This window comes from Methylosinus sporium (genome assembly GCF_003113265.1).
GTDB lineage: Bacteria > Pseudomonadota > Alphaproteobacteria > Rhizobiales > Beijerinckiaceae > Methylosinus > Methylosinus sporium.
In genome coordinates this window covers 54,546-76,832 of sequence record NZ_PUIV01000002.1, presented here as the reverse complement: position 1 = coordinate 76,832, position 22,287 = coordinate 54,546, and the positions used below count along the sequence as shown (strand labels likewise).

General features: G+C 65.9%; 22 protein-coding genes. 6 read left to right on the top strand and 16 right to left on the bottom strand.

The genetic code is table 11. The features are described from left to right. Window positions 1-105: 105 nt before the first annotated feature. On the top strand, window positions 106-729 hold the full coding sequence (locus tag C5689_RS02490; protein WP_108915698.1) for a GNAT family N-acetyltransferase: 624 nt from the start codon (window positions 106-108) through the stop codon (window positions 727-729). 196 nt (window positions 730-925) lie between these two features. Here the strand turns inward: C5689_RS02490 and C5689_RS02485 are convergent, their stop codons facing one another. From C5689_RS02485 to amoC, 6 genes are all read right to left on the bottom strand, one after another. Continuing rightward, a complete protein-coding gene (locus C5689_RS02485; RefSeq protein WP_108915697.1) occupies window positions 926-1,402 on the bottom strand; it encodes a F0F1 ATP synthase subunit B family protein in 477 nt (158 codons plus the stop codon). An 11-nt stretch (window positions 1,403-1,413) separates the two neighbouring features. Beyond that, the gene (locus C5689_RS02480; RefSeq protein WP_108915696.1) at window positions 1,414-1,998 is read right to left on the bottom strand and encodes a F0F1 ATP synthase subunit B family protein; all 585 of its coding nucleotides are present in this window, start codon (window positions 1,996-1,998) and stop codon (window positions 1,414-1,416) included. 76 nt (window positions 1,999-2,074) lie between these two features. After that, window positions 2,075-2,305, bottom strand: coding sequence for a F0F1 ATP synthase subunit C (locus C5689_RS02475; protein ID WP_018267102.1), 231 nt, complete (start codon window positions 2,303-2,305; stop codon window positions 2,075-2,077). A gap of 52 nt (window positions 2,306-2,357) precedes the next feature. Continuing rightward, on the bottom strand, window positions 2,358-3,098 hold the full coding sequence (locus C5689_RS02470; protein WP_108915695.1) for a F0F1 ATP synthase subunit A: 741 nt from the start codon (window positions 3,096-3,098) through the stop codon (window positions 2,358-2,360). Between the two features lie 64 nt (window positions 3,099-3,162). Next, complete coding sequence (locus C5689_RS02465) at window positions 3,163-3,498, bottom strand: AtpZ/AtpI family protein (RefSeq protein ID WP_108915694.1); 336 nt, start codon at window positions 3,496-3,498, stop codon at window positions 3,163-3,165. 336 nt (window positions 3,499-3,834) lie between these two features. Further along, on the bottom strand, window positions 3,835-4,611 hold the full coding sequence (gene amoC, locus C5689_RS02460; protein ID WP_108915693.1) for a bacterial ammonia monooxygenase, subunit AmoC: 777 nt from the start codon (window positions 4,609-4,611) through the stop codon (window positions 3,835-3,837). 195 nt (window positions 4,612-4,806) lie between these two features. On the opposite strand from amoC, the gene C5689_RS02455 reads away from it, so the two are divergent. After that, the gene (locus C5689_RS02455; protein ID WP_108915692.1) at window positions 4,807-5,775 is read left to right on the top strand and encodes a LysR family transcriptional regulator; all 969 of its coding nucleotides are present in this window, start codon (window positions 4,807-4,809) and stop codon (window positions 5,773-5,775) included. A 516-nt stretch (window positions 5,776-6,291) separates the two neighbouring features. Here C5689_RS02455 and ettA read toward each other — a convergent pair. Next, window positions 6,292-7,944 (bottom strand): energy-dependent translational throttle protein EttA, encoded by a 1,653-nt coding sequence (gene ettA / locus C5689_RS02450; RefSeq protein WP_108915691.1) that lies wholly within the window; start codon window positions 7,942-7,944, stop codon window positions 6,292-6,294. Window positions 7,945-8,125: 181 nt separating this feature from the next. On the opposite strand from ettA, the gene C5689_RS02445 reads away from it, so the two are divergent. The 4 genes from C5689_RS02445 to ppa all read left to right on the top strand — a co-directional run bounded on the left by C5689_RS02445 (window position 8,126) and on the right by ppa (window position 11,304). Next, window positions 8,126-9,118 (top strand): NAD-dependent epimerase/dehydratase family protein, encoded by a 993-nt coding sequence (locus C5689_RS02445; protein WP_108915822.1) that lies wholly within the window; start codon window positions 8,126-8,128, stop codon window positions 9,116-9,118. A 113-nt stretch (window positions 9,119-9,231) separates the two neighbouring features. Continuing rightward, complete coding sequence (gene uppP, locus C5689_RS02440) at window positions 9,232-10,104, top strand: undecaprenyl-diphosphatase UppP (protein WP_108915690.1); 873 nt, start codon at window positions 9,232-9,234, stop codon at window positions 10,102-10,104. 117 nt (window positions 10,105-10,221) lie between these two features. Further along, on the top strand, window positions 10,222-10,743 hold the full coding sequence (locus tag C5689_RS02435) for a GNAT family N-acetyltransferase (RefSeq protein ID WP_036293876.1): 522 nt from the start codon (window positions 10,222-10,224) through the stop codon (window positions 10,741-10,743). 27 nt (window positions 10,744-10,770) lie between these two features. Continuing rightward, the gene (gene ppa / locus C5689_RS02430; RefSeq protein WP_108915689.1) at window positions 10,771-11,304 is read left to right on the top strand and encodes an inorganic diphosphatase; all 534 of its coding nucleotides are present in this window, start codon (window positions 10,771-10,773) and stop codon (window positions 11,302-11,304) included. A 65-nt stretch (window positions 11,305-11,369) separates the two neighbouring features. On the opposite strand, the gene C5689_RS02425 is transcribed toward ppa, so the two are convergent. The 9 genes from C5689_RS02425 to C5689_RS02385 form a co-directional block, all read right to left on the bottom strand. Next, window positions 11,370-11,756 carry a DUF1636 family protein gene (locus C5689_RS02425; protein WP_108915688.1) on the bottom strand — a complete coding sequence of 129 codons (387 nt, stop codon included), beginning with the start codon at window positions 11,754-11,756 and terminating at the stop codon, window positions 11,370-11,372. 29 nt (window positions 11,757-11,785) lie between these two features. Next, complete coding sequence (locus C5689_RS02420) at window positions 11,786-12,271, bottom strand: hypothetical protein (RefSeq protein WP_108915687.1); 486 nt, start codon at window positions 12,269-12,271, stop codon at window positions 11,786-11,788. An 89-nt stretch (window positions 12,272-12,360) separates the two neighbouring features. Further along, window positions 12,361-13,062: a Crp/Fnr family transcriptional regulator gene (locus C5689_RS02415; RefSeq protein WP_108915686.1), complete on the bottom strand. Its 702-nt coding sequence runs from the start codon at window positions 13,060-13,062 to the stop codon at window positions 12,361-12,363. A 334-nt stretch (window positions 13,063-13,396) separates the two neighbouring features. Further along, entirely contained in the window at window positions 13,397-14,056 is a 660-nt protein-coding gene (gene metW / locus C5689_RS02410) for a methionine biosynthesis protein MetW (protein WP_108915685.1), read from the bottom strand. 3 nt (window positions 14,057-14,059) lie between these two features. Further along, complete coding sequence (gene metX / locus C5689_RS02405) at window positions 14,060-15,223, bottom strand: homoserine O-acetyltransferase MetX (RefSeq protein ID WP_370464660.1); 1,164 nt, start codon at window positions 15,221-15,223, stop codon at window positions 14,060-14,062. Window positions 15,224-15,449: 226 nt separating this feature from the next. Beyond that, window positions 15,450-16,427 carry a cellulose biosynthesis protein BcsN gene (bcsN, locus tag C5689_RS02400; RefSeq protein WP_108915683.1) on the bottom strand — a complete coding sequence of 326 codons (978 nt, stop codon included), beginning with the start codon at window positions 16,425-16,427 and terminating at the stop codon, window positions 15,450-15,452. A 19-nt stretch (window positions 16,428-16,446) separates the two neighbouring features. Continuing rightward, window positions 16,447-18,522 (bottom strand): hypothetical protein, encoded by a 2,076-nt coding sequence (locus C5689_RS02395; RefSeq protein WP_146188305.1) that lies wholly within the window; start codon window positions 18,520-18,522, stop codon window positions 16,447-16,449. Beyond that, window positions 18,507-19,658 carry a family 8 glycosyl hydrolase gene (locus C5689_RS02390; protein ID WP_244594549.1) on the bottom strand — a complete coding sequence of 384 codons (1,152 nt, stop codon included), beginning with the start codon at window positions 19,656-19,658 and terminating at the stop codon, window positions 18,507-18,509. Before C5689_RS02390 ends, C5689_RS02395 begins: the two co-directional genes overlap by 16 nt. Then, entirely contained in the window at window positions 19,655-22,285 is a 2,631-nt protein-coding gene (locus C5689_RS02385; protein ID WP_108915821.1) for a cellulose biosynthesis cyclic di-GMP-binding regulatory protein BcsB, read from the bottom strand. Before C5689_RS02385 ends, C5689_RS02390 begins: the two co-directional genes overlap by 4 nt. Window positions 22,286-22,287: the final 2 nt, after the last annotated feature.

Sequence of the window (22,287 nt, the reverse complement as noted above, 5' to 3'; positions counted from 1 at the left end):
GAGCCTTCGGGCCCGCGGCCCCCGCCCAAAAATTTGTCCCGTTCGGCGGGCGCGCAGTGATGCGCGCCAGGCGCGAGGGTCGTCCGTCCTCGAGGGGAGGAACCGATGGCCTTTGAATTCCCTCACCATCAGATCGCCTCGCACGGCTTTGCGCGGGTCGGAGCGCCGGTCGATATCGGCGCGGCCTTCGACATTCTCGACGAGGCTCCGCAGGATGTGTCGGCCCGCGAAGCGCTGCTCGACGAAGCCTTCGGCCCGGCGCGCTTTCTCAAGACCTGTGAGAGGCTGCGCGAAGGGCGCATTCCGGCGCGCGGGCTGGCGCTCGTCGCCAAGGGCGAGGGCCGCCTCATCGCGACGATGCGCATGTGGCCGATATTCGCCGGCGCCGGACGCCCCGCGCTTTTGCTGGGCCCGTTGGCCGTGGCGCGCGATTGTCGCGCGCTCGGCCTCGGCGCCGCTATGATCGAGGAAGGCCTCGCCCGGGCGACCGCGCGCAATCATCGCGCGGTTCTGCTGGTCGGCGACGCGCCCTATTATGCGCGCTTCGGCTTCGACGCCCGCTTCACGCGAGAGCTCGTCCTGCCCGGGCCGGTGGAGCGCGAGCGCTTCCTCGGGCTGGAGCTGACGAAAGGCGCGCTCGAGGGCGCCGAGGGCCGCGTTTCCGGCGCGGGCGCGCGGGACGCCGTCGCGATGCCGCGGCGGGCGCGGGAGCTCGCGCGCGCCGCCTGATCGGCGAAGCAGAAGGCGCGCCGAAAAGGCCTGCATTCGTTTCTGCAGAGAGAGCGTTTCCTGCCGATGGGGACGCCGGTTCGGCGTCGGAAGGGCGGTCGAAAGCAAGAGCCCGGAATAGAATTCTGGAATAGAAAAAGGCCCGAAGTCTCACGACTTCGGGCCTTTTTGATCGGGAGAGCGGCGCCGCTGCGCGTCAGTGCGCCAGCGACTTCACATCCGCAATGCCGGCGGAGACGAAATCAGCGCCGGCGACGCCCTTGCGCAGCACCGCCTCGGCTACCTTCACCGCAGCGTCGGCGGCGCTGGCGCGCACCTCGGCGGCGGCCTGAGCCTCGGCCTGCGCAATCTTGTCCTCGACCTGCTTGGTGCGGCGGGCAATATACTCTTCGAGGCGCTGGCGCGCTTCGCTCGCCAGCAATTCGGCCTCGCTCTTGGCCTGAGCGACGATCGCCTTGGCCTCTTCCTCGGCGTCCTCGCGCTTCTTCTCGAAGGAGGCGAGCAGGCTCTCCGCCTCGCTGCGCAAGCGCTCGGCTTCGGCTAGCTCGCTCTTGATCCGAATCACGCGCGAATCGAGCGCGGCCGCGAGCTTCTTATGCGCTCCCACATAGAGGAGCACGCAGACGAAAATGCCGAAGCCGATGGCGACGAAAACTTCCGCGTCGAAATGCATGGCTCGACCTCTCAGCTCGCCTTGATGTTACGAAATTCGCCTTGCAGCGTCTCGGCGGCGACGCGGGCGCCCGTCAACTTCTCGAGGATCGCGCCGGCGGCTTCGGTGGCGATCGCCTCGACATTGGACAACGCCTCTGATTTGGCGGCGAGAATCTGCGCCTCCGCGGCGGCGACCTTCTCGGCGAAGGCGGCCTCTTCGCTGGCGCGGCGCGAGGCGGTCTCGGACGCAGACTGCTGCTGGGCGGCGCGGCCGATGTCCTGCGCCTGCGCCTTGGTGACGCGCAATGTCTCGTCATGCGCGGCGGCGGCTTCCTGCGCCTTCGCCTGGAGCTCGCGCGAGGCGAAGAGATCGCTCTCGATGCGGCTCTCGCGGTCGTGCAGGATGGAGCCGATACGCGGCAATGCGATGCGCGACATGAGAATGTAGAGAACGCCGAACGTCAGCGCCAGCCAGACGAGCTGCGGAACGAAATTCTCCGTCTGGAACGGCGGAAACTCGCCTCCACCGTGATGCTCGACGCTCGTTTGCGTCGCGCTCGGCTCACGGGCTCCATGCGGCGCCGCCTCTTCGGCGGCGAGAACGATATTCGCCATGACGGCTTCCAGCCTCTTGTCTGCGTGGGAGACGACAAAGGCTCGGGACGCGTCCCGAGCCTTCGTTCATTCGGCCTCAGGCCTTGAGATAGAGCAGGATCGCGATCAGAAACGCGAAGATGCCGAGACCTTCGGCCAGCGCCGCGCCGATGATGGCGTTGGTGAACTGAGCGGCCGCGGCCGACGGATTGCGCAGCGCGCCATTGAGATAGTTGCCGAAGATGATCGCGACGCCGATCGCGGCGGCGCCCGTTCCGATGGCGGCGAGACCAGCGCCGATCGGGCCGTAGACGGAAACATCAGCCATTGTTAACTCCTGCTCTTTTTGGGCGGGCGACCATTTATTGTTCGAATATTTATCAGTGGCCCGGGTGGATCGCGTCATTGAGATAGACGCAAGTGAGGACGGTGAAGACGAACGCCTGGAGGCAATTGACCAGCAGCTCCAGGGCGTAGAGCACGACGACGCCGAGCACGGGAACCGGCGCGAGCGCGGCCCAGGAGCCGGCGCCCAGCAGCATCACGGCGAGACCGCCGAAGACGGCGAGCGTGATATGGCCGGCGAGAATATTGGCGAAGAGACGAACCGAGAGCGAGACCGGCCGCGACAGGAAGGAGATGATCTCGATCGGGATCAGAATGACCAGCACCGGCGCGGGAACGCCATGCGGCACGAACAGCCGCAGAAAGCCGAAACCGTGGCGGTAGAGCCCGTAGAGGATCACCAGAATGAGAACGAAGGCCGCGAAGGCGAAGGTGAGGACGATCTGGCTCGACAGCGAATAGGTGTAGGGGACGAGGCCGATCAGATTCGACATCAGAATGAAGGTGAACAGCGTGAAGACGAAGGGGAAGAAGCGCATCCCTTCCTTGCCCGCCGTGGAGCGCACCGTATTGGCCACGAATTCGTAGAGAACCTCGGCGAGCGCCTGTCCGCGGCCCGGCACCAGCGCGCGCTTGGACGTCGCGAATATGGTGAGAATGATGGCCGCCGAAGCGGCGAGCAGCATGTAGAGCGAGGCGTTGGTGAAGGAGACGTCGACGCCATTGATGAAGTAAGGCGCAATACGCTGGAGCTCGAACTGCTCGGTAGGATTCATCGCTCGATCCGGACGACGCCCGGCCCTTCATCTCCGCGGCGCCGAGGAAGTCGGGCCGCCTGTTTCATCCGCCGCCTCGCGCGTCTTTCGGCGCGACGAAGCGAAACACATTGTAGAAGCCCGCGGCGACGCCGAGCCCCAGAAACAGGATCAGCAGCCACGGCCCGGAGCCGAACCAGCGATCCGCCTGCCATCCGATCAGCGCGCCGACGAGAATCGCCGCGACAAATTCGGACAGCACGGTGAAGCCCGCGCTCAGCGCCTTTCCGAACGACCCGCCGACCGGCAATCCGCCGCCTGTCTCGGCGCGTCGCTCCGCTTCCTTGCCGACGAGCTCGGCCTGGAGTCGCTCCAGCCGCGCGCGCAGGTCTCGGTCGCTCTCGTTCTTGTCCATCGTCATCGGCTCTCCTCCTCGCGCAAAAGCTTCAGAGCACGCGCGAGCAGCATAGATGATCGCCGAAGAAACGCCCGGACAGGGGCGACGGAAGGGATTTCGACGCGACGCGATATCGGCCGGGCGGCCAAGTCGTTCGAGCCGCGCGCAACATATGGGCAGCGCCATTTCGTGTCAAGCCGCAGTCGCAGCCGCGAATCCCCCGGAAAACCAGGGTTTTTTCGCAATTGTCCAATTCTTGCGCAGACTCCTTTTCGCGGTTGCGAGATGGCGCGGAGCGGCGATGCGGAAAAGCCGTCCCGCGCCCGCCGCCAGGGGGATGGCGGGCGCGAGACCGCGAGGTCAGCCGATGACGGCCTTCACGCCATCCTCGCCGAGCAGCGCTTTGACGCGCATCAAGAGCTGAAGAACCACGCCGAACACGCCGAGCGCCATCCAGCCGAAGAAGACGAAGCCCCAATGCAGCGGCGCGACGAACAGCTCCTCCATGAACCAGAACGTGTGGCCCCATTCATTGAGGCCGACATTGGGGATGATCATGAAGGGGCCGACGGCGACGATCAGATAGGCCAGCGAATAGCCCTTGGAGAAATAGGGGATGCGCGTCTTGGCGTGGAAGAAGGCGCCTACCGCCATGATCGAGTAGATCGGATAGCTCATGTAGAATTCGATGATATGCGACGGGGTGAAATCCGTGTCGCGGATCACCGTCATATGCCAGGTGCCGTCCTGCTCGGTGAAGAAGCTCGCGCCCCAATAGATGGCGATGGCGTAGATCGTCAGCCATTTCATATTGTCGACGAGCGCGCGCAGCTCTTGGCGCGGCGTCACCTTGGACATGTCGCGCGTGCGCGTCTTCCACAAATAGCCGGCGAGGCCGAGGCCGGCGACCAGCTCCAGCGGAATTTCGGTCCACAATATCGTCAGCCAATAGGTCTGGAACTCCGGCGCGAAAGAATCGAGGCCGGCGCGCCAGCCGAAAATCTGCTCATAAATGCGCACCATCAGATAGAAAGTGCAAAGGGCCGCGGCGCCGATCCAGAACAGCTTCAAATCGACGATCACATCCGTGTCGTCCGCGACGCCGGCCTTGCCGGCGGTCTCCGTCGTGAGGCTCATTTCTCTCTCCTTTTTTCGTCTTGCGTCCGCGCCCGCTTCCGCACGGCCGCAAGGAGAGGTAAGGTCCGCCTCTCTCTTTGGTAAAATGCATTGTTTTCATCGTGCTATCGAAAATTTTCAGTGGCGTCGGCGGCGCCGTTCTGGCGTCATCTTCACGAGCGATCCTCGTTTTGCGCGGGGACCAATGGCGGGCGCATGACCGAGCTGCGAAACTTCGATCTCAATCTTCTCGTCGCCTTCAACTTTCTGATGGAGGAGCGCAATGTCTCGCGCGCGGCGCAGAAGATGTTCATCACCCAGTCGGCGATGAGCCATGTGCTGCAGCGCCTGCGCCAGCAGCTCGACGATCCGGTGCTGGTGAAGACGCCGCAAGGGATGAAGCCGACGCAGCGCGCGCTCGCCCTGGTCGAGCCGGTCGCTTCCATATTGAACGAGGTCGAGCAGGTGATCCGCGGCTCGAAGGAGTTCTCGCCGGCGACGACGCAGCGGCGCTTCACCATAGCGACGAATGATTACGTCGAATTCTGCCTGTTGCCGCCGCTGATGCGGTCGGTGAGCCGGCAGGCGCCCAATGTGGAAATCCATCTCGTGCAGACGTCGGGATCGCTACGCGAGGCGGCGGACGCCGGCGAGGTCGATCTCGTCATCGGCTTCGACGTGATTTTGGATTCGACGCCCTATGTGCGGCGCGAGCGGCTCTACACGGATCGCATCGTCGCGCTGGCGCGGCGCGACCATCCGGATTTTCCGACCGCCGAGCCGACGCTCGAGCAATTCGTCGCGGCGAAACATATGCTGATGTCGCGCCGCGAGGCGGGCACGGGGATCATAGACGATTGGCTCGAGCAGCGCGGTCTCGCGCGAACGGTCTCGCTCGTCGTGCCGAATTTTCTGTCGGCGCCCTGGATCGTGGCCAGCACCGATCTCGTCTTCTCGCTGCCGCTGCGCATCGCCGAGCATTTCGTGCGTCTCGCGCCGCTGAAGATTTTGGAGATACCGATCGATTTTCCGACCTATGACCTGTTGATGGTCTGGCGCTCGCTGCAGGACCGCGAGCCGGCGCACGCCTGGCTGCGCCGCGAGATCGTGGAGATTTGCCGGGCCGTCGTGGAGGGGCCGGCGGAGGCGGCGCCGACGCGCGCGAAGGGGCGAGAGCCGGCTTGAAGTGAGTGAGCCGCCGGCTCGATCTGACGCGATCCTAATTCAGCTACACTTTCGCTCTAACGGTTTTTCGCTAGAGGCGTCTCGAGATGTTTGGAAGAATGCGATTTGCACTATTGCTTTGCGCCGCGCTTCTACTCGAAGGCTGCGGCGGCTATCATTGGTGGCAATCGACGTCACCCGGAAATGAGCTGCTGCCGGGTCCGGTCCCTCCAATCACTCGCCGTCTCGGCGTCGACGATCTTCGCCAGGCTCTACGAGAATGCGTGGAAAAGAACGACCCAGACCGGCTATCCGATATGAGCGTCCTCGACGACGATCGACTGCGGAGCTGGCTTCCGCGCACGAGCTTGCCGTTCAATCAATGCATGAGCGTGAAGGGATGGATAGCGTTCCCGGATATGATTTGGGTTCCATGATCCATCACGGACTCGGGTATGGAACAGGCTCTCCGTCACGGAGCGGCGCCGAAAAGACATCGCGCCCGCCACGAAAAACGCGGCGGGCGCAGCGCCCCGCTCACCGCGAGAATTTCTTGTATTTCAGCCGATGCGGGATGACGCTGTCGAGCCCCAGGCGGCGCTTCTTGTCTTCTTCGTAATCGGCGAAATTGCCCTCGAACCATTCGACGTGCGAATCGCCCTCGAAGGCGAGCATATGCGTCGCGATGCGGTCGAGGAAGAAGCGGTCATGCGAGATGATGACCGCGCAGCCGGCGTAATCCACCAGCGCCTCTTCCAGCGCGCGAAGCGTGTCGACGTCGAGATCATTGGTCGGCTCGTCGAGCAGCAGAACATTGGCGCCCTGCTTCAAGATTTTGGCGAGATGCACGCGGTTGCGCTCACCGCCCGAGAGCATTCCGACCTTCTTCTGCTGGTCGGTTCCCTTGAAGTTGAAGGCGCCGCAATAGGCGCGCGAATTGATCTCGCGCTTGCCGAGATAGATGATGTCATTGCCGCCGGAAATCTCTTCCCACACGGTCTTCTTGTCGTCGAGCGCGTCGCGCGACTGATCGACATAGCCGAGCTGCACGCTCTCGCCGACGGCGACGGCGCCATTGTCCGGCTTTTCCTGGCCGGTGATCATGCGGAACAAAGTCGTCTTGCCGGCGCCGTTGGGGCCGATCACGCCGACGATGCCGCCGGGCGGCAGCTTGAAGGAGAGATCGTCGATGAGCAGGCGATCGCCGAAGGCCTTGGACACATGCTCGATATCGATGACATTGGCGCCGAGGCGCTCAGCCACCGGAATGACGATCTGCGCCGTCGTCGGCGCCTTCTCGTTCTGCTTGGCGACCAATTCCTCATAGCGCTGGATGCGCGCCTTGGATTTGGCCTGGCGGGCCTTCGGCGAGGAGGAGATCCACTCGCTCTCCGCCTCGAGCGCGCGCTGGCGGGCCTTGTCCTCGCTGCTCTCCTGCGCGAGGCGCTTCTGCTTCTGCTTCAGCCAGCTGGTGTAATTGCCCTCATAGGGAATGCCGCGGCCGCGATCGAGCTCGAGAATCCAACCCGTGACATTGTCGAGGAAGTAGCGATCATGGGTAACGATCAATATCGCGCCCGGATAATTGCGCAAATGGCCCTCGAGCCAGTTCACCGTCTCGGCGTCGAGATGGTTCGTGGGCTCGTCGAGCAGCAGCATTTCCGGCTGCTCGAGCAGCAGGCGGCAGAGCGCCACGCGGCGCCGCTCGCCGCCAGAGAGCTTGGCGACGTCGGCGTCGTCGGGCGGGCAGCCCAATGCCTCCATCGCCTGATCGACCTGGCTGTCCAGATCCCAGAGGCCCTTGGCCTCGATCTCGTCCTGCAGACGGGTCATCTCGTCCGCCGTCTCGTCGGAATAATTCACCGCGAGATCATTGTAGCGATCGAGAACGGCCTTCTTCTCGGCGACGCCCAGCATCACATTGCCGCGCACGTCGAGCTCTGGATCGAGCTGCGGCTCCTGTGGCAAATAGCCCACGCGCGCCCCCTCGGCGACGAAGCCCTCGCCGGTGAACTCCTTGTCCGTGCCGGCCATGATGCGCAGCAGAGTCGATTTGCCGGCGCCGTTGACGCCGAGCACGCCGATCTTGGCGTCCGGGTAGAAGGAGAGATTGACGTTGTCGAGGACCTTCTTGCCGCCCGGATAGGTCTTGGTGAGACCTTGCATATGATAGATGAACTGCCGCGCCATGGGTGATCCGGTCCTGCTGGAGAAAGAAACTGGGCGCGATGTTTAGCGCCTTTTGGGCGGAAGTGAAAACCGGCATTTTGGGCAGGGCCGCCGCCGCCGCGGAAGCTCCGTAGGGGGCCGGAAGTTGACAGCGACGGGGCTTTTCCGTCAGAGCTTGCCCGTCTCCAACGAGAGCGGCCTCATGCGCGTCTTCGTGACCGGCACAGCCGGATTCATCGGCTTCCATCTCGCAAGGAAACTGCTCGAGCGCGGCCACAGCGTCGACGGCTTCGACGGGATGACCCCTTATTACGATGTGACGCTGAAAGAGGCGCGCCACGCCGCGCTGGCGCGTTCCCCCGGCTTTCGGCCCCATATCGCCATGCTCGAGGATATGGAGGCGCTGACCCGCGCCGTCACGGCGGCGGAACCCGAGGTCATCGTTCATCTCGCCGCGCAGGCCGGCGTTCGCTACAGCCTCGAGAATCCGCGCGCCTATGTCGACGCCAATCTCGTCGGCGGCTTCAATATTCTCGAGGTCGCGCGGATGCGGGGCGTCGCGCATCTGCTGATGGCGTCCACCAGCTCCGTCTATGGCGGCAATCAGGATGTGCCCTTTCTGGAGAGCGAGCGCGCCGATTTTCCCCTCACTCTCTACGCCGCCACGAAAAAGGCCAATGAGGCCATGGCGCATTCCTATGCGCATCTGTGGGCGATTCCGACGACGATGTTCCGCTTCTTCACCGTCTACGGCCCCTGGGGCCGGCCGGATATGGCGCTGTTCAAATTCGTCGACGCCATAGAGAAGGGCCGGCCGATCGACATCTACAATCGCGGCGAGATGCAGCGCGACTTCACCTATGTCGGCGACCTCGTCGAGGCGATCACGCGCCTCGTCGACCGGGCGCCGGCGATCGGCGCCGACGCGTCCGTCTCGCCGGTCGCGCCTTTCCGCGTCGTCAACATCGGGCGCGGCGAGCCGATCGGCCTGCTCGATTTCATCGAGGCGATCGAGCGCAAATTGGGCAAGACCGCGATCCGCAACTACCTCGAGATGCAGAAGGGCGACGTCCCCCGCACTTTCGCCGATTGCTCGCTGCTCGAGCAGCTCACCGGCTATCGGCCGCAAACCTCGGTGGAGGAAGGGGTTTCGGCCTTTGTCGACTGGTATCGCGACTATTACGGCGCCGCCTGACGGCGGAGCCGTGAGCAATCCTTAACCATCTGTCTGAGACAAGACCGCAACCGCCGCGCGGAGTCGATTCGCCTCGAAGGCGCGGCCGCCGGCCCCGTTTCGGAGAACGTTTCATGGCCTTGGCTTGCACTTCGGGTCTCGACACCGGCTTCGTCGAGCTCGGCTATGCGAAAGTGGCGGCGCTCGGCGTCGTGCAGGGCATTACCGAGCTGCTCCCGATCTCCTCCACCGCGCATATGCGCATCGTGCCCGCCCTGCTCGGCTGGAAGGATCCGGGCTCGGCCTTCTCGGCCGCCATGCAGCTCGCCGCGCTCGCCGCCGTGGTCAGCTATTTCTGGCAGGATATTCGCGCGCTGGCCTTCGGCTCCGTTCGCGCTGCGCTGCGGCGCGATTTCAGCGACTGGAGCTTCCGCTTCGTCGTCTGGATCGCCCTCGCGACGATCCCCATCGGCCTCGCCGGCGTCGCTTTGTCGGGCGTTCTCAACACTTGCGGCTCGCCGCTGCGCTCGCTGCCGGTCATCGGCATCTCCTGCATCGTCATGGCCGCCCTGCTCGCCATCGCCGAGCTCTATTGCAACCACTCCCGCACGCTGGACCATGTGAGCCTCAAAGATGCGCTGGTCGTCGGCTTCGCCCAGGTGGGCGCGCTGGTGCCGGGCGTCTCGCGCTCCGGCTCGACCTTGACCGCGGCCCTGTTCCTGGACCTCAAGCGCGAGCAGGCGGCGCAATTCTCCTTCCTGCTCGGCCTGCCGGCCATCACTTTGGCGGGCCTCAAGGAGCTCTACGAGCTGCACAAGGCCCATCTCGACGCCCATGGCTGGTCGGTGCTGGCGGTCGGCCTCGTCGTTGCCTCCATTTCGGCCTTCGCGGCGATATGGGGGCTGATGCGCTTTCTGGAGCGTTTCTCCACATGGCCCTTCGTCGCCTACCGGGCCTTCATCGGCGTGGTTCTGCTCGCCGGAGCCGCCACCGGCCTGCTGTCCTGAGCGGCGAGGGACGGGGCGCCGATTCGGTCGTTTCGGCGCCGCGATCTTTTATTTTTGTTCGCTTTGTCGGCGCCCGGCTCTTGCCCAAACAGGCCCTCGGGACCTAACATCGGAACCATGGTCGAGACCGCCACCCTCATTCGCCATGCTGGACCCGGCGACGCCGAGGCGATCACGCATGTGCACGACGCCTCCTGGCGGGACGCCTATCGCGGCGTCATCCCGGGCGGGGAGCTCGAGCGCATGATCGCCCGTCGCGGGCCGCAATGGTGGGCGCGGGCGATCGTGCGGGGCAGCGGCATTCTGGTGCTCGAATTCGACCAGGACGTCGTCGGCTATGTCACCTATGGGCGCAATCGCGTGCCCTCCATGCCCTATTCGGGCGAGATCTTCGAGATCTATCTTCTGCCCGAATATCAGGGCCTCGGCTTCGGCCGTCGCCTGTTCAACGCCGCGCGGCAGGAGCTCGCCGCGCATGGCTATCTCTCCACCATCGTCTGGGCCTTGGCCGATAACGACAAGGCTCTCGCCTTTTATCGGCGGCTCGGCGGCCTCACCGTCCGCCGCGCGGAGGAGCGCTTCGGCGACGACATGCTGGCGCGCGTCGCCTTCGGATTCGTCTCCGCGCCCGTCCGCTGACTTATCCCCACCTCCAGGAGCTGCTAGATGCGTCTCGACGCCATTGAAATCGGCGCGAATCCTCCATTCGAAGTCAATGTCGTGATCGAAGTGCCGCTCGGCGGCGAGCCGATCAAATATGAGCTCGACAAAGCCTCTGGAACGCTCGTCGTCGACCGTTTCCTCTATACGTCGATGCGCTATCCCGGCAATTACGGCTTCATTCCGCACACTCTGTCGGAAGACGGCGACCCCTGCGACGTGCTGGTCGCCAACACGCGGCCGATCGCGCCCGGCGCGCTGATCGCGGTGCGGCCGATCGGCGTGCTCTACATGCGCGACGAGGCCGGCGGCGACGAGAAGATCATCGCGGTCCCCGCGCCCAAGTTGACCAAGCGCTACGACAAAGTGGAGAACTACACAGACCTGCCCGACATCACGACGCGGCAGATCGAGCATTTCTTCGCCCATTATAAGGACCTCGAGCCCGGCAAATGGGTCGAGGCGGCCGGCTGGGGCGACGCGGACGCGGCCCGAAAGATCATCAACGAGGCGATCGAGCGGGCGAAAAAGGCCGAGTAGCAGAGAGCGAATAGAGAGTAGCGAGCAGCATAAACTAATTCGCTGCTCGCTATTTCGCTACTCGCTCACCCCCTCGGCGCCGGCGGCGTGCGCGAGATCACGCCCTTCCGCATCGCCTCCGGCCGATCTTTCTTCGGCACGAGGCCGGTTTCCGAAGCCGTATAGCGGCGCGCCGATTCGATGAGATCGTCCACATCGGCAGCAGTGTCGAAATCGCCCAGCACATAGGTCCATTTGCCGCGGGCGGCCATGGCGACCGTGCAGGGGCGCGAGCAGACGCCGAGGCACTCCACCGGCTCGGCCGTCACGATCGCGCGATCCTCCGCGGACAGGCGCGCGTCGAAAGCCTCGAGCAGCGCCTTGCCCGGACGCGCCTCAGGATCGTCCTTGGCTCGGCAGACAGTGCATACATAGACAGTCGTTTTCGGGACAGTCGTTTCCGGCTGGCTCACATGACCTCCTTCACCGCCGCTCGGGCGGCTCACATTTTGGGCGGCTCATATTTGCATTGGGCCCCGCCGCCGGCCTTTTGCGCGATCTCGTCCGGGTCGATCGTGCAGTCGAGCGCGGAGACCGCAGCATAAATCGTTCCGGCGGCGCCTTCGGGCGGCGCGCCGACCTCGAGCAGCGTCGCGAAGATTTCATGCGCGAGGCGGCCGGCGACCTGGACCTTCTTGTCGCCGAAGGTCAATTCGCACGCGTGCTGCGTGATGTCCACATTGCTCGCGCGGCAGCTGATCGCGTCGACGGCGACCTCTATGGTCTTGCCCTTGGGAAAAGCGATTTTCGCATGGCCGTCGGCGAGCGCCGCCAGCGCAGTCTTCTCCTTCGGCGTGACGCCCGGCGCATATTTGCCGACGAGCGCGGCGAGCGACAAGGCGCCGGCTCCATCCGTCGTGGCGGCGCCGGCGAACGCCGCGCCATTGGCCGCGAGAACAAAAAGGGCCGTCGAGAAAATCCGTTTCATGCGCAATTCCTCCGTCTCGGCGCGTCGCGCGCGAGTGGTGGAGGATCATCGCGCGCCCCGCCGAAATCAAGGCGAGGACGCAACAGAAGTCAGGCGAGCGCGCCGCGGCTCTCGATCAGATCGCGCCGCTCGGAGGGCAGGCAAGGCTCGCGCTCGCCGCCACAACATTCGCTGGAGAGGCGCGCGACATTCTCGATCGACACATCGCGCGTCTCCGTGCGGACGCCGATCTCACGCAGCTTGGCGAAAGCGCGCGACAGCGTCTCCTGCTTGACGCCGAGCCGCGCGGCGATGAGGCGCTTGTCATAAGGCAAGCGCACGCTGCAGCTTTCGGCGTTCGGCGGACATAGCGACAAGAGAAAACGCGCCAGTCTCTGCTCGGCGGTCTGCCCTTTGAGCGATTCGATCTCGCCGATGAGGCCGCTCAATTTGCGCGCCGCTTCTTCGATCACCGCCGATGCGAGCGCGGGAGATTCGCGCAGCATGAAACGAAAGCGCGGCGCCGAGAGCTTCATGAGATGGGCCTGGCCGATCGCTTCCGCGCCGACGCGATAGCTTTCGCCGTCCGGCGTCAACGCCTCATAGAGACTCTCGCCGACATTGCAGATATTGATGAGAGTCTCGTCGCCGCAGGCGGCGGTGCGCGTCAGCTTCACGAATCCGTCGAGCACGATCGCCACATGAAGCGCATGGTCGCCTTGACGAAAAATCGTCTGTCCGTCTTCGAATTGTTCTAATTTGGCGTCGCGCGTGAGCCGCTGCATCGACTGTGCGTCGACAGTCGCAAACATCGGCACGTCTCGTAGAGACGGCGGCTCCAGCATCAGCGCGCTCCCGCGGTCGCCGACGATGTTCAGCGCAAATCGGCGCTTGTCCGTCGGTCATTGCGAGCAATCTATCGTGAAGCTTCCCCTCGGGAAAGCGGTCGTTCTGGACAGGAGGTCGCACGCGGCGCGCGCCGCAGACCGACGCCCGCCGCATAAAAACGGCGATCTGCTTTGAATTTCTAGCGTTTTCGCAAATCGCGCGGCGCTGTGCGGCCAATCGCGCGCGCTTTGTCTCGGCAATATTGCGCAGCGGCGGAGCGCCGCGAAATTCAATCGCCTAAGTATTTTCAGCAGCTAATCATGATATTTTTTTCGGCGCATCGCGTTCGAGCAGGAAGATCGCCTGCGCGCCGAACAGATTCCACACCCACCAAGGCGCGTTCACGCGGATCGGCGCGCCGGCGTGATCGAGCGCGACGCCGCGCTCTATATGCGCGCCGAGCGCTTCGACGAGATCGACGAAATCTCTTATCGTGCAAAGATGTATGTTCGGCGTGTCGTACCAGGCGTGCGACAGCGTCGAGGTCTGCGGCATCCGGCCTTTGGCCAATAGCGACAGCCGCACTTTCCATTGGCCGAAATTGGGGAAGGACACGATCGCGCGCCGGCCGATGCGCAGCATTTCGACCAGCACCTGACGCGGATGATGCGTCGCCTGCAGCGTCTGCGAGAGAATCACATAATCGAATCCGTCGGTCGGATAATCGCGCAGATCCGTGTCGGCGTCGCCTTGAATCACCGACAAGCCTTTGGCCACGCAATCATTGACGCCGCGCTGCGACAATTCCACGCCGCGCCCGTCCACTTGCTTGGTGTCGGCCAGCAATTGCAGCAGCGCACCGTCGCCGCAGCCGACATCGAGCACGCGGCTGCCCGGCGCGACCATCGCCGCGACCGCGGCGAGATCGAGACGAACCGGGCGCTGCTGCGCGCTCTTCGGAAAAATGGGGGCGTTCATCGGCTAAGCCTCCTCGGCCCGCGGCAGGCCGCGCGCCGCTGCGGCGGCCTCCAGGAAACCGCGCGTCGTCGCAATGAAATCCGGCTCATAGACGAGAAAGGCGTCATGCCCTTTGTCGCTGTCGATCTCGACGAAAGAGACCGAGGCGCCGCCCGCGTTGAGCGCATGGACGATGGCGCGCGAGGCGGAGGTCGGATAGAGCCAATCGGTGTTGAAGGAGACGACGCAAAAGCGCGTCCTCGTGCCCTTGAACGCCTGCGCCAGCGAGCCGCCGTAATCGGCCGCGAGATCGAAATAATCGCAGGCGCGCGTGACATAGAGATAGGAATTGGCGTCGAAGCGATCGACGAAGGCCATGCCCTGATAACGCAGATAATTCTCGATCTGGAAATCCGCGTCGAAGGAGAATGTCGGCGCCGCGCGGTCCTGCAGCTTGCGGCCGAACTTGCGTTGCAGCGCCGGCTCCGAGAGATAGGTGATATGCGCCGCCATGCGCGCCACGGCGAGGCCTTTCTCCGGCCGCACGCCCTGCTCGAGATAACGCCCGCCGCGCCAATCGGGATCGGCCATCACCGCCTGCCGGCCGACCTCGTGAAACGCGATATTCTGCGACGAGTGCTTGGGCGCCGTCGCGATCGGCATGGCCGAGAAGACGCGCTCGGGATAGCTCGCGGCCCATTGCAGCACCTGCATTCCGCCCATGGAGCCGCCGGCGACGCAAAAGAGCTGGTCTATCCCCAAATGGTCGATCAGCATCGCCTGGGCGCGCACCATGTCGCGAATGGTGACGACCGGAAAATCGAGCCCATAGGGCCGGCCGGTCGCGGGATTGATCGAGGACGGCCCGGAAGAGCCGAGACAACCGCCGACGACATTGGAGCTGACGATGAAAAAACGCTCCGTGTCGAAAGGCTTGCCGGGGCCGACCATCACATCCCACCAGCCCGGCTTGCCGGTCAGCGGATGCACATTGGCGGCGTGCTGGTCGCCGGTCAGCGCATGGCACAGTAAAATGGCGTTGGAACGCTCTGCGTTCAATTCGCCATAGGCCTGATAGGCGATCGTCAAAGGCGTGACGCAGCCGCCGCCGTCGGTGACGAGCGGCCGGTCCGGCGGGAACTCGACGATGCGCCCATTGAGCGGGTCCGAAGAGGACAACGTCTCTATGGCGGGAAGCGCATTGGCCAAATTCTTCTCTCCTGTTCGATATGCCGAACAATTTGTTCGGCAGCATCGACGGCCGGGAGAAGAGTGTCAAGACCTCGGGTGTCGGGCGACCGGCCTCGGGGACGGATCGCCCGGTGAACGCCGAAAGGGGCGTTCACGCTCCACTCTCAAGCGATGGCCGGCGCAGCCCTCCCTGGCGCGAGCACGCCGGAGCGGGGTCCTGGGCTCACCGCGCCCCAGATTTGGGCGGCCCGGCGAAAGCCTGCGGCGGCAGGCCGGGATCGAAGCCCGACGAAGCGGCCCGGATTTCGACCGGCTTCGGCGGCGTACTGTAGCGGCGCACTTGGGTCGTCGTCTCCTCATGGATCGTCTCGCGAAGCGTCGGCCTCGACCGCGCCTTCAGGACGGGCGGCCGCTTCGCCGGACGCGCGATGCTCGCCACCGTCGTCGGCGACGCGAGCCGGTCGCCGACCGCCGGAGCCGGGAAAGGCGCGTCGCCGCCGCTGCGGGCGGCCTCGACCACTCGCTCGACAGTGGCGGCCTCGGCGGCGCGCAGCCGCGAGAACCAATCGGCGAATTGCCGTTCGGTGACGCCCTTGCGGCACAGACGCAGCCGGATCGAAGCGGGAATCTCATCGCCGCGGACGATCGTCGTCGCCGTGGCTTCGGGCCGGGCGACAGCGCGCAGATCGTCGACCCATTGCCAGGCGAAGGCGCAGCGCGTTCCTTCCGGCCCCGGCCCGACGGCGAGGCCGAAGGGTCCGAGATCATTGCGCAACGGCTTGGCGACGATGCGCATTCGCGTCGTCGGAAAGCGCAGCGACAGCTCTTGGCGCACGCCCTCCTCCGTGGGCTTGCCCATGGGAATCTCGCCCTCGCGGCCGCCGCCGGCCGGCGCCGTGCGAATGTCGACGGTCATCTCGTTCCAGCCCTTGCCCATCACGGCGCGGTCGAGCGCGACGCTCTGGCGCCAGCCATTGGCGTAGCGGCGCTCCTCGAGGCCGCCGCGCACGCGCGCCTCGGCCGGCAGCGCCAGAATGGCGGCGGCGCCGCTGCGCGCCTCGACGCCCCGCGCCGGCGGCGCGCCGGCGGTGGCTCCGGTGGGCGTCGGATCGACGGCCAGAATGCCGCGCGTCGGCGAGCAGGCGGAAAGGCCGAGGGCGAGCAGAAAGAGCGGCGGCGAATGTCTGAAAAATTGTCTCATGACGAAATCTCCGAAAGGATCAACGAGTCTGGCTCTGCTTGGACGTCGGCAGCGAGAGGACGGCGGCGAGGTTCGGCGGCGGCGGCGCGGCGCCGTAGCGGGTGCGCGGCGCCATTGCGGTGGCGACGTGCTCGGCCGCGCCGGCCGTCAGCTTGGCGCCGGCATCCGCCTTCTGCTGGCCGATCCAGGCCGGATCGGCCTCCTGATTGGCCCATTGCGTGCCGACGGGGGCCACTTGCTCGGAGGCCGGCGGCCAAGTGGCGAGATCGACGGCGTTCCAGCTCGGCGAGAGCAAAAAGCCATAGCGCTCGGAGGGCATGGGCCCGACCCCTGGAACGCGCCGCGCCACAAGCGGCGCCTTGCCCGGCTGCGGCTCCGCCCTCAGGCCGACAGGCGCCGGCGAGCCCGCGGCCGAGCGCGCCTGCGCCAGCGGCTGGAAGCGCAGCGGATTCTCCGCCGCGACGGCGATGGGGAACTTGCCGCGCACGGCTTTCAGCACGCGCTCGCGCTGCTGCGCCTGCGCCGCCACCTTGGCGGCGTCGGGCGTCGTCGCCTCTTTCTTGTCGGCCTCGACGCGCAGGCGATCGCGCTCGGCGGCGAGCGCCGGGCCGGCCGGCCCCGGCACGACATAGCCGGCCATCTTCACCGCCGGCCCATGCGCCTTGGCGGCGATGCGCGAATCGCAGGGGAAAGGCGGATGATAATAATCATCTGGGAACAGCAGCTCGACGAGCTTGGGGAACAGCCCGTCATAGCGATTGATGAGCTCGAGCGCCTCCTTGTCCTGGCGCAGACGCTTCAACGTCAGCACATAGCCATAGACGGTCGCCTCTTTCGGAAACCAGGCGACCGCGCGCTCGAACCAGAAGCGCGCGACGTCGAACTGGCAGGAATTATAGGCGTACCAGCCGAGGCCCTGCGCGCCTTCGCCGGAGGCCGATTCGATCGTCACCGCCGCATAGCGGGCGAGGCGCGCCGGCTCGAGATAGGGCGGCGTCTCCTGGGTGAGATCGCGCTCCAGAAGATCGAGAAAGAGAATGCCATTGTTCACCAGCGGCGCGCGCCAGGCATAGGCCACCTCCTCCGCCTCGCGGCGCAGATCGAGCGCGCGCAGCGTATGGGCGAGCCCATGCGCGATCATGGCGTCGCCGCCATGCTCGATCGCCGCTTTGAAGGATTCGAGCGCGGCGCGGAAATCGCGGCGCTTATATTGCAGCCAGGCGACGAGGCCGAGCTGCTGCGGCTCGCGCGTCAGCTTGGCGAAGCTCTCGAAGCGTTGCAGCTCCTGCGGCGAAATCTCGTCCTTGCGCTCGTCGCGCAGCACGGCGACGATGCGCGCGCGGGTGATGTCGATCGCCACCGGGGCGAATTCGTCCTCCGGCTCTTTGGAGCTCTTGCGCGCTTCGACGAGCAGAGCCTCGACATCGCCCATATGCAGCGCGGCCATCGCCTTCTGCATGGTCGCGAGCCGAATATGCTTGTCCTCATTGGAGGCGAAGATCGATTTATACACATCGATCGCCTCGCTGATCTGACCTGTGCGGGCGAAGGCTTCGGCGATCGTCCATTGCGATTCGACATCGGCGTTGGCGGCGAAAAAGCGGCTGTCGCGCGCGAAGGAGGCGATGTCGAGCCAGCGCCCCTCGCGCCAGAAGGCGAATATTTTGTTGCGCTGCTCCTTCTGCTCGAGCTTGCGCATGAGATCGGCGGAAGGGCGCCAGCCGGGCATGTCCTTGCGGCGCGCTCGGATGATCTCGTGCAATTCGTCGAGCTTGTCGGCAGCGAACAGCTCCCACAGACCCGCCTCGTCGACGTCGCCGCGACGCGGGCCATAGAGATCGGCCGGCGGCTCGAAATTAGGATAGAGCCGACGCAGCCGCGAGAATTCGGCGCGCACGCGGGCGCGCTGATCGAGCGAAGCGTAATAGCGCAATGCGAGATCGTCGGGCTTTTCGCGCTCGGATGTCGCGCCGGCCGCGGCCGATGCGACGACGATGGATTGCCGAGCGGCGCCCTCGGCGTGGAGCGCCGAAGGGGCCGCCGACGAAGTGGCGGCGCAGGCCGTGAGAAGGAGGGCTCTCAATTGGCGAGACACGACGAATACCTCATTTGCGCAGCGAGCAGCGCCAGCAGATGCAGAGTGGCGGGGTAATAGTCTTCATTGGCTCTCGGCGCGGCGAAATCGGCGGGCAGCTTGCCGCCGTCGACGACGCAGGAGACGAGCGCGGCGATCGACGCTATGCCGCCGCCGCCGAACTGGCCGACATCCTTGCCGGAGGCGACGTCGACGATCGGCGGCGCCTCCTTGGCGCGCTGCGCCCAGGCGAGAAAGGGCGCATAATGGGCGCGCTCGCCGACGCCGGCCCAGGCGAGATAGAGCGGAATGCGCACGGCGTTATAGGCGAACTCCGGCGCGAAGCCTTCCGCCGGCCGCGCGCGCCAGCCCTCGAGCGCGATCCAATCGGCGGGCAGAGTCTGCGGCGTCGGCCGCGACGCCTCGAGCAGATCGAGACCGGTCTGCGTGAGGCCCGCCCAATCGACCTCCGGCGCGACGCTGTCGAGCCGCGCCAAGGCCGGGAAAACATAATAGGAGAGATTGACCACAGGCCCGTCGGAGCGATCCGAGGCGTTGAAGCCGGCGACCGCCGGCAGCAGCAGCGCGCCCATCTTGGTCTTGAACAGCACCACTTTGCGCGACAGCTCGACGGCGATGCGCCGCGCCGCCATGCGCAGCGGCAAATCGTCCCAATATTCCGCCGCCTCCGCGAGCGCCCAGGCGATCAGGAGATCGCCGTCCGACGCGTTGTTCATGTCGCCGACGGCGGGACGATGCTGCGGATCGAAGCGCCAGGCGACGAGTTCGTCGTTGCGCACCATGAGATTGGCGCGCGTCCAGCCCCACAGGCGATCGAATGTGGCGCGATCATTGGCGGCGACGGCGAGCAGCATGGCGTAGCCCTGCCCCTCGCTGTGGCTCACATGGTCATTGGCCGTGTCGATGACGCGGCCCTGCTCGGCGATGAAGCGCTTTTTATACGCCATCCACGCCTCGGGCGATTTCAGCGCGCCGCCGAGCTTGATCTTATGCGCGTCGAGCGAGAGCGGAACGCCGATCGCGGCGGAGATTTCCGCGATCGGCTCGGCGCGCGTGACCGCCGGCGCGAGAGCGACGGCGAGGCCGAGAGCGACGGCGAGGCCGAGAGCGGCGACGGCGAGTGACGCAATTCTCATCTCGAGCTCCTTCCGATATTGCGCGTCAGCCATCGCGTGGAGGCGGCGAAGAGCGCGGCGACGAGAATTGCGAGGCCCACATAAACGCCAGGATGCAGCGACATCCATCCGGCGGCGATGAGCCGAAGATTGCCGAAGGACAAAGGCCGCGTGACGATGAAGCGCGGACTGCCGGCGCCGCTCGCCGCGACGGCGGCGTCCGTCATGTCGAGCATCGCGAGTTGGCCCTGCACGCGGCGCGAGACGCGTGGATCGACGAGACAGGCGGAGGCCTCCGCCAGAGTCGCGGCGTTGGGCGCGGTGACGATGGTCCAGACATCCTTGGCCGTGTCGCCGAGGATCGTCTGGCTCATCGCCAGCGAGGCGTGCTGCGGAGCGACGCGGTCGGCGGCCTCCGCCTCGAAGCCGGCGCGCAGCCATTGCGCGGCGTCGGCGACGCGCGCCGCGCTCCACACGCCGGCGACGCGCAGCCGCTCGACGACGCCATAACCCCAATGGCCCTCGCGGCGCAGATCGTCGCGCCAGGCCTCGAGCAGGTCCCGCTCGCCATCAGGGCGCTCCAGACGGCCGCCACGCACCGTGCCGACGGGCGCGAAATCGACGCGCTCCGCCTCGCCGGAGGGAGGCGGCGGCGCGCTCGCTCCTCCCGACTGCGCGGTGATCGTCTTGTCGAGCATGTTGCGCGGCGCATAGCAGGCCATGGGAAAATTGCGCTGCAGGACAAAGCGATTGCGCGCCGCGATCTCGAGCGGCGACAGCCGCTTCTCCGACGCTTTGCGGCGATCGGCGGTCAGATGCGGCCCCCATGCCTCGCGCAATGTGTCGGCCGGCATGTCGAGACGTTGCAGCAGCGCGGCGTCGAAGGAATCGAGCGGCGCGACGGCGAGCGTCGGCCCCTGGCCTTCGCCGGGCGGCGTATCGACGATCTCGAAATCGATCGGCTTGCCGGCGGCGATGGCGAAATGCGCGACGATCGTCGCCGCCGCGCCCACAGCGTCGGAATCGAGCGATGGCATATAGAGCTTCGGCCGTCCCTTGGCGCCCGCATAAGGGAAGCCGCCGGACGCCGTCACCGCGAGATCGGGCATTTGCGCGATGCGGGCGATCGGCGGCAGCTCGATCTCCGTCTCGTCGAGGAAGAGGAAGCGCTTGGCCGCGCGCATCGCCGCCAGCGGATCGCAATCGGCGTCCTGACGCGTCGGCACATGCGCCTCGATCTCGATGCGATTGAGGCCGGGCTTCAGAAAGCCCAGCGGCAAGGGCAGCGGATTGTCGCGGAAGACGTCGCCCGACGCCTTCAGGAGATTGAGGCTCACCGCCGTGCGCTCGTCCACCTTGACGACGATCTGCGCATTGGAGTCGAGCCCCGCCGCATAGCCGCCGGCGAGGCGCAGCAGCGCATTGCCGTAATCGGCCGCATAGAAATCCGGCGGCATGACGATGTTGAAGGCGGCGCGATAGAGACGCCCGGTGAACTCCTCGCTGGCGACGCCGAGATCGCGCAGCTTCACCTTGCGGCCGCCGTCGAGCCGATAGCCCGGAAAGGCGGCGGACGCGCGCAGCCCCTGCGGCGATCCCTTGGGCGCGGCCGACACGAGGAGACGGCGGATCGCCTCATCCACTTGCGCGGATGTCGCGCCCGTCACCACAATGCCGGCGCGACGGCCGGGCGCGGCCGGCAGCACGAAGGCGCGCGGCTCGTCTATGGGGCCGGCGCGCGAAAGATCGACGCGGCCGGCGAACTCGGCGGCGGCGCCGACGAAGAGATTGACGCCATAGCGTCCGCCCGCGGCGGGGCCGGCGTCGACGACCGGCTGCTCGAAACGGCCGGCGAGCGAAATCGCTTGCGCCGCGCGCAACATGCGCTCGATCTCGAGAGGCTTGGCGTTGGCGCCGAGCACGGCGCGGATCGGCAGCGCGCCCTGCTCGTCCGGCGGCAGCGCGCCGAGATCGGAGAGGCTGACGACGCCCGGATCGTCCTCCGGCAGCACCAGGCCGGTCTCGGTCGGATCGATCTGCGTCCACAATTCATAGGTCGCCTCGAGCGAGCAATCGACGCGATGGCGCTGGCTCGTCGCGATGCGCACCGAATTGAAGCCGGGACGCATCACGCCCGGCGGAATGTCGAAGACGATGGTCTCCACTTCCTGCACCGCGCGGATCGGCGTGTCGCCGATCGTCTGATCGTTGATCGTCAGAGTGAGCGCGGAGGCCTCCGGCATCACCGACACGGCGGCGAGATAGCCGATGCGAAATTGCAGACGGCGCGACGCCTGCGCCTCGGTGACATAGATCGGCCATTCGGACGAGCCGATCTCGCCGGCGAGGCGATAGCCTTGAATATTATTGGTGAGATGCCGCAGCATCGCGCCGGCGACGATCGGCCGCGGCGGCGCGACAGGCGCTGCGGCCGGCGTTTCCACCGCCGCGATGCGGGACGGCTCGCGCGCGGCGAAACGCGCGGGGATGATGGGCTGGAGGCGGGGCGCGGCCGGCCGCGCCCGCTCGACTTGCAGATGGAACAGCTGCTCTTGCGGCGCCGTCGTGAAGATCGCCTGGGCGGAGGCCGCGGCCGGCGTCAGCGCCGTCGTGGCCGCGAGCAGAGCGGCGAGGACTCGGAACTGCATTT

Excerpts from the sequence above, each read along its gene's own strand:
- C5689_RS02490 (WP_108915698.1), top strand. The coding sequence starts at position 106 with ATGGCCTTTGAATTCCCTCACCATCAGATCGCCTCGCACGGCTTTGCG.
- C5689_RS02485 (WP_108915697.1), bottom strand. The coding sequence starts at position 1,402 with ATGCATTTCGACGCGGAAGTTTTCGTCGCCATCGGCTTCGGCATTTTC.
- C5689_RS02480 (WP_108915696.1), bottom strand. The coding sequence starts at position 1,998 with ATGGCGAATATCGTTCTCGCCGCCGAAGAGGCGGCGCCGCATGGAGCC.
- C5689_RS02475 (WP_018267102.1), bottom strand. The coding sequence starts at position 2,305 with ATGGCTGATGTTTCCGTCTACGGCCCGATCGGCGCTGGTCTCGCCGCC.
- C5689_RS02470 (WP_108915695.1), bottom strand. The coding sequence starts at position 3,098 with ATGAATCCTACCGAGCAGTTCGAGCTCCAGCGTATTGCGCCTTACTTC.
- C5689_RS02465 (WP_108915694.1), bottom strand. The coding sequence starts at position 3,498 with ATGACGATGGACAAGAACGAGAGCGACCGAGACCTGCGCGCGCGGCTG.
- amoC (WP_108915693.1), bottom strand. The coding sequence starts at position 4,611 with ATGAGCCTCACGACGGAGACCGCCGGCAAGGCCGGCGTCGCGGACGAC.
- C5689_RS02455 (WP_108915692.1), top strand. The coding sequence starts at position 4,807 with ATGACCGAGCTGCGAAACTTCGATCTCAATCTTCTCGTCGCCTTCAAC.
- ettA (WP_108915691.1), bottom strand. The coding sequence starts at position 7,944 with ATGGCGCGGCAGTTCATCTATCATATGCAAGGTCTCACCAAGACCTAT.
- C5689_RS02445 (WP_108915822.1), top strand. The coding sequence starts at position 8,126 with ATGCGCGTCTTCGTGACCGGCACAGCCGGATTCATCGGCTTCCATCTC.
- uppP (WP_108915690.1), top strand. The coding sequence starts at position 9,232 with ATGGCCTTGGCTTGCACTTCGGGTCTCGACACCGGCTTCGTCGAGCTC.
- C5689_RS02435 (WP_036293876.1), top strand. The coding sequence starts at position 10,222 with ATGGTCGAGACCGCCACCCTCATTCGCCATGCTGGACCCGGCGACGCC.
- ppa (WP_108915689.1), top strand. The coding sequence starts at position 10,771 with ATGCGTCTCGACGCCATTGAAATCGGCGCGAATCCTCCATTCGAAGTC.
- C5689_RS02420 (WP_108915687.1), bottom strand. The coding sequence starts at position 12,271 with ATGAAACGGATTTTCTCGACGGCCCTTTTTGTTCTCGCGGCCAATGGC.
- C5689_RS02415 (WP_108915686.1), bottom strand. The coding sequence starts at position 13,062 with ATGTTTGCGACTGTCGACGCACAGTCGATGCAGCGGCTCACGCGCGAC.
- metW (WP_108915685.1), bottom strand. The coding sequence starts at position 14,056 with ATGAACGCCCCCATTTTTCCGAAGAGCGCGCAGCAGCGCCCGGTTCGT.
- bcsN (WP_108915683.1), bottom strand. The coding sequence starts at position 16,427 with ATGAGACAATTTTTCAGACATTCGCCGCCGCTCTTTCTGCTCGCCCTC.
- C5689_RS02390 (WP_244594549.1), bottom strand. The coding sequence starts at position 19,658 with ATGAGAATTGCGTCACTCGCCGTCGCCGCTCTCGGCCTCGCCGTCGCT.
- C5689_RS02385 (WP_108915821.1), bottom strand. The coding sequence starts at position 22,285 with ATGCAGTTCCGAGTCCTCGCCGCTCTGCTCGCGGCCACGACGGCGCTG.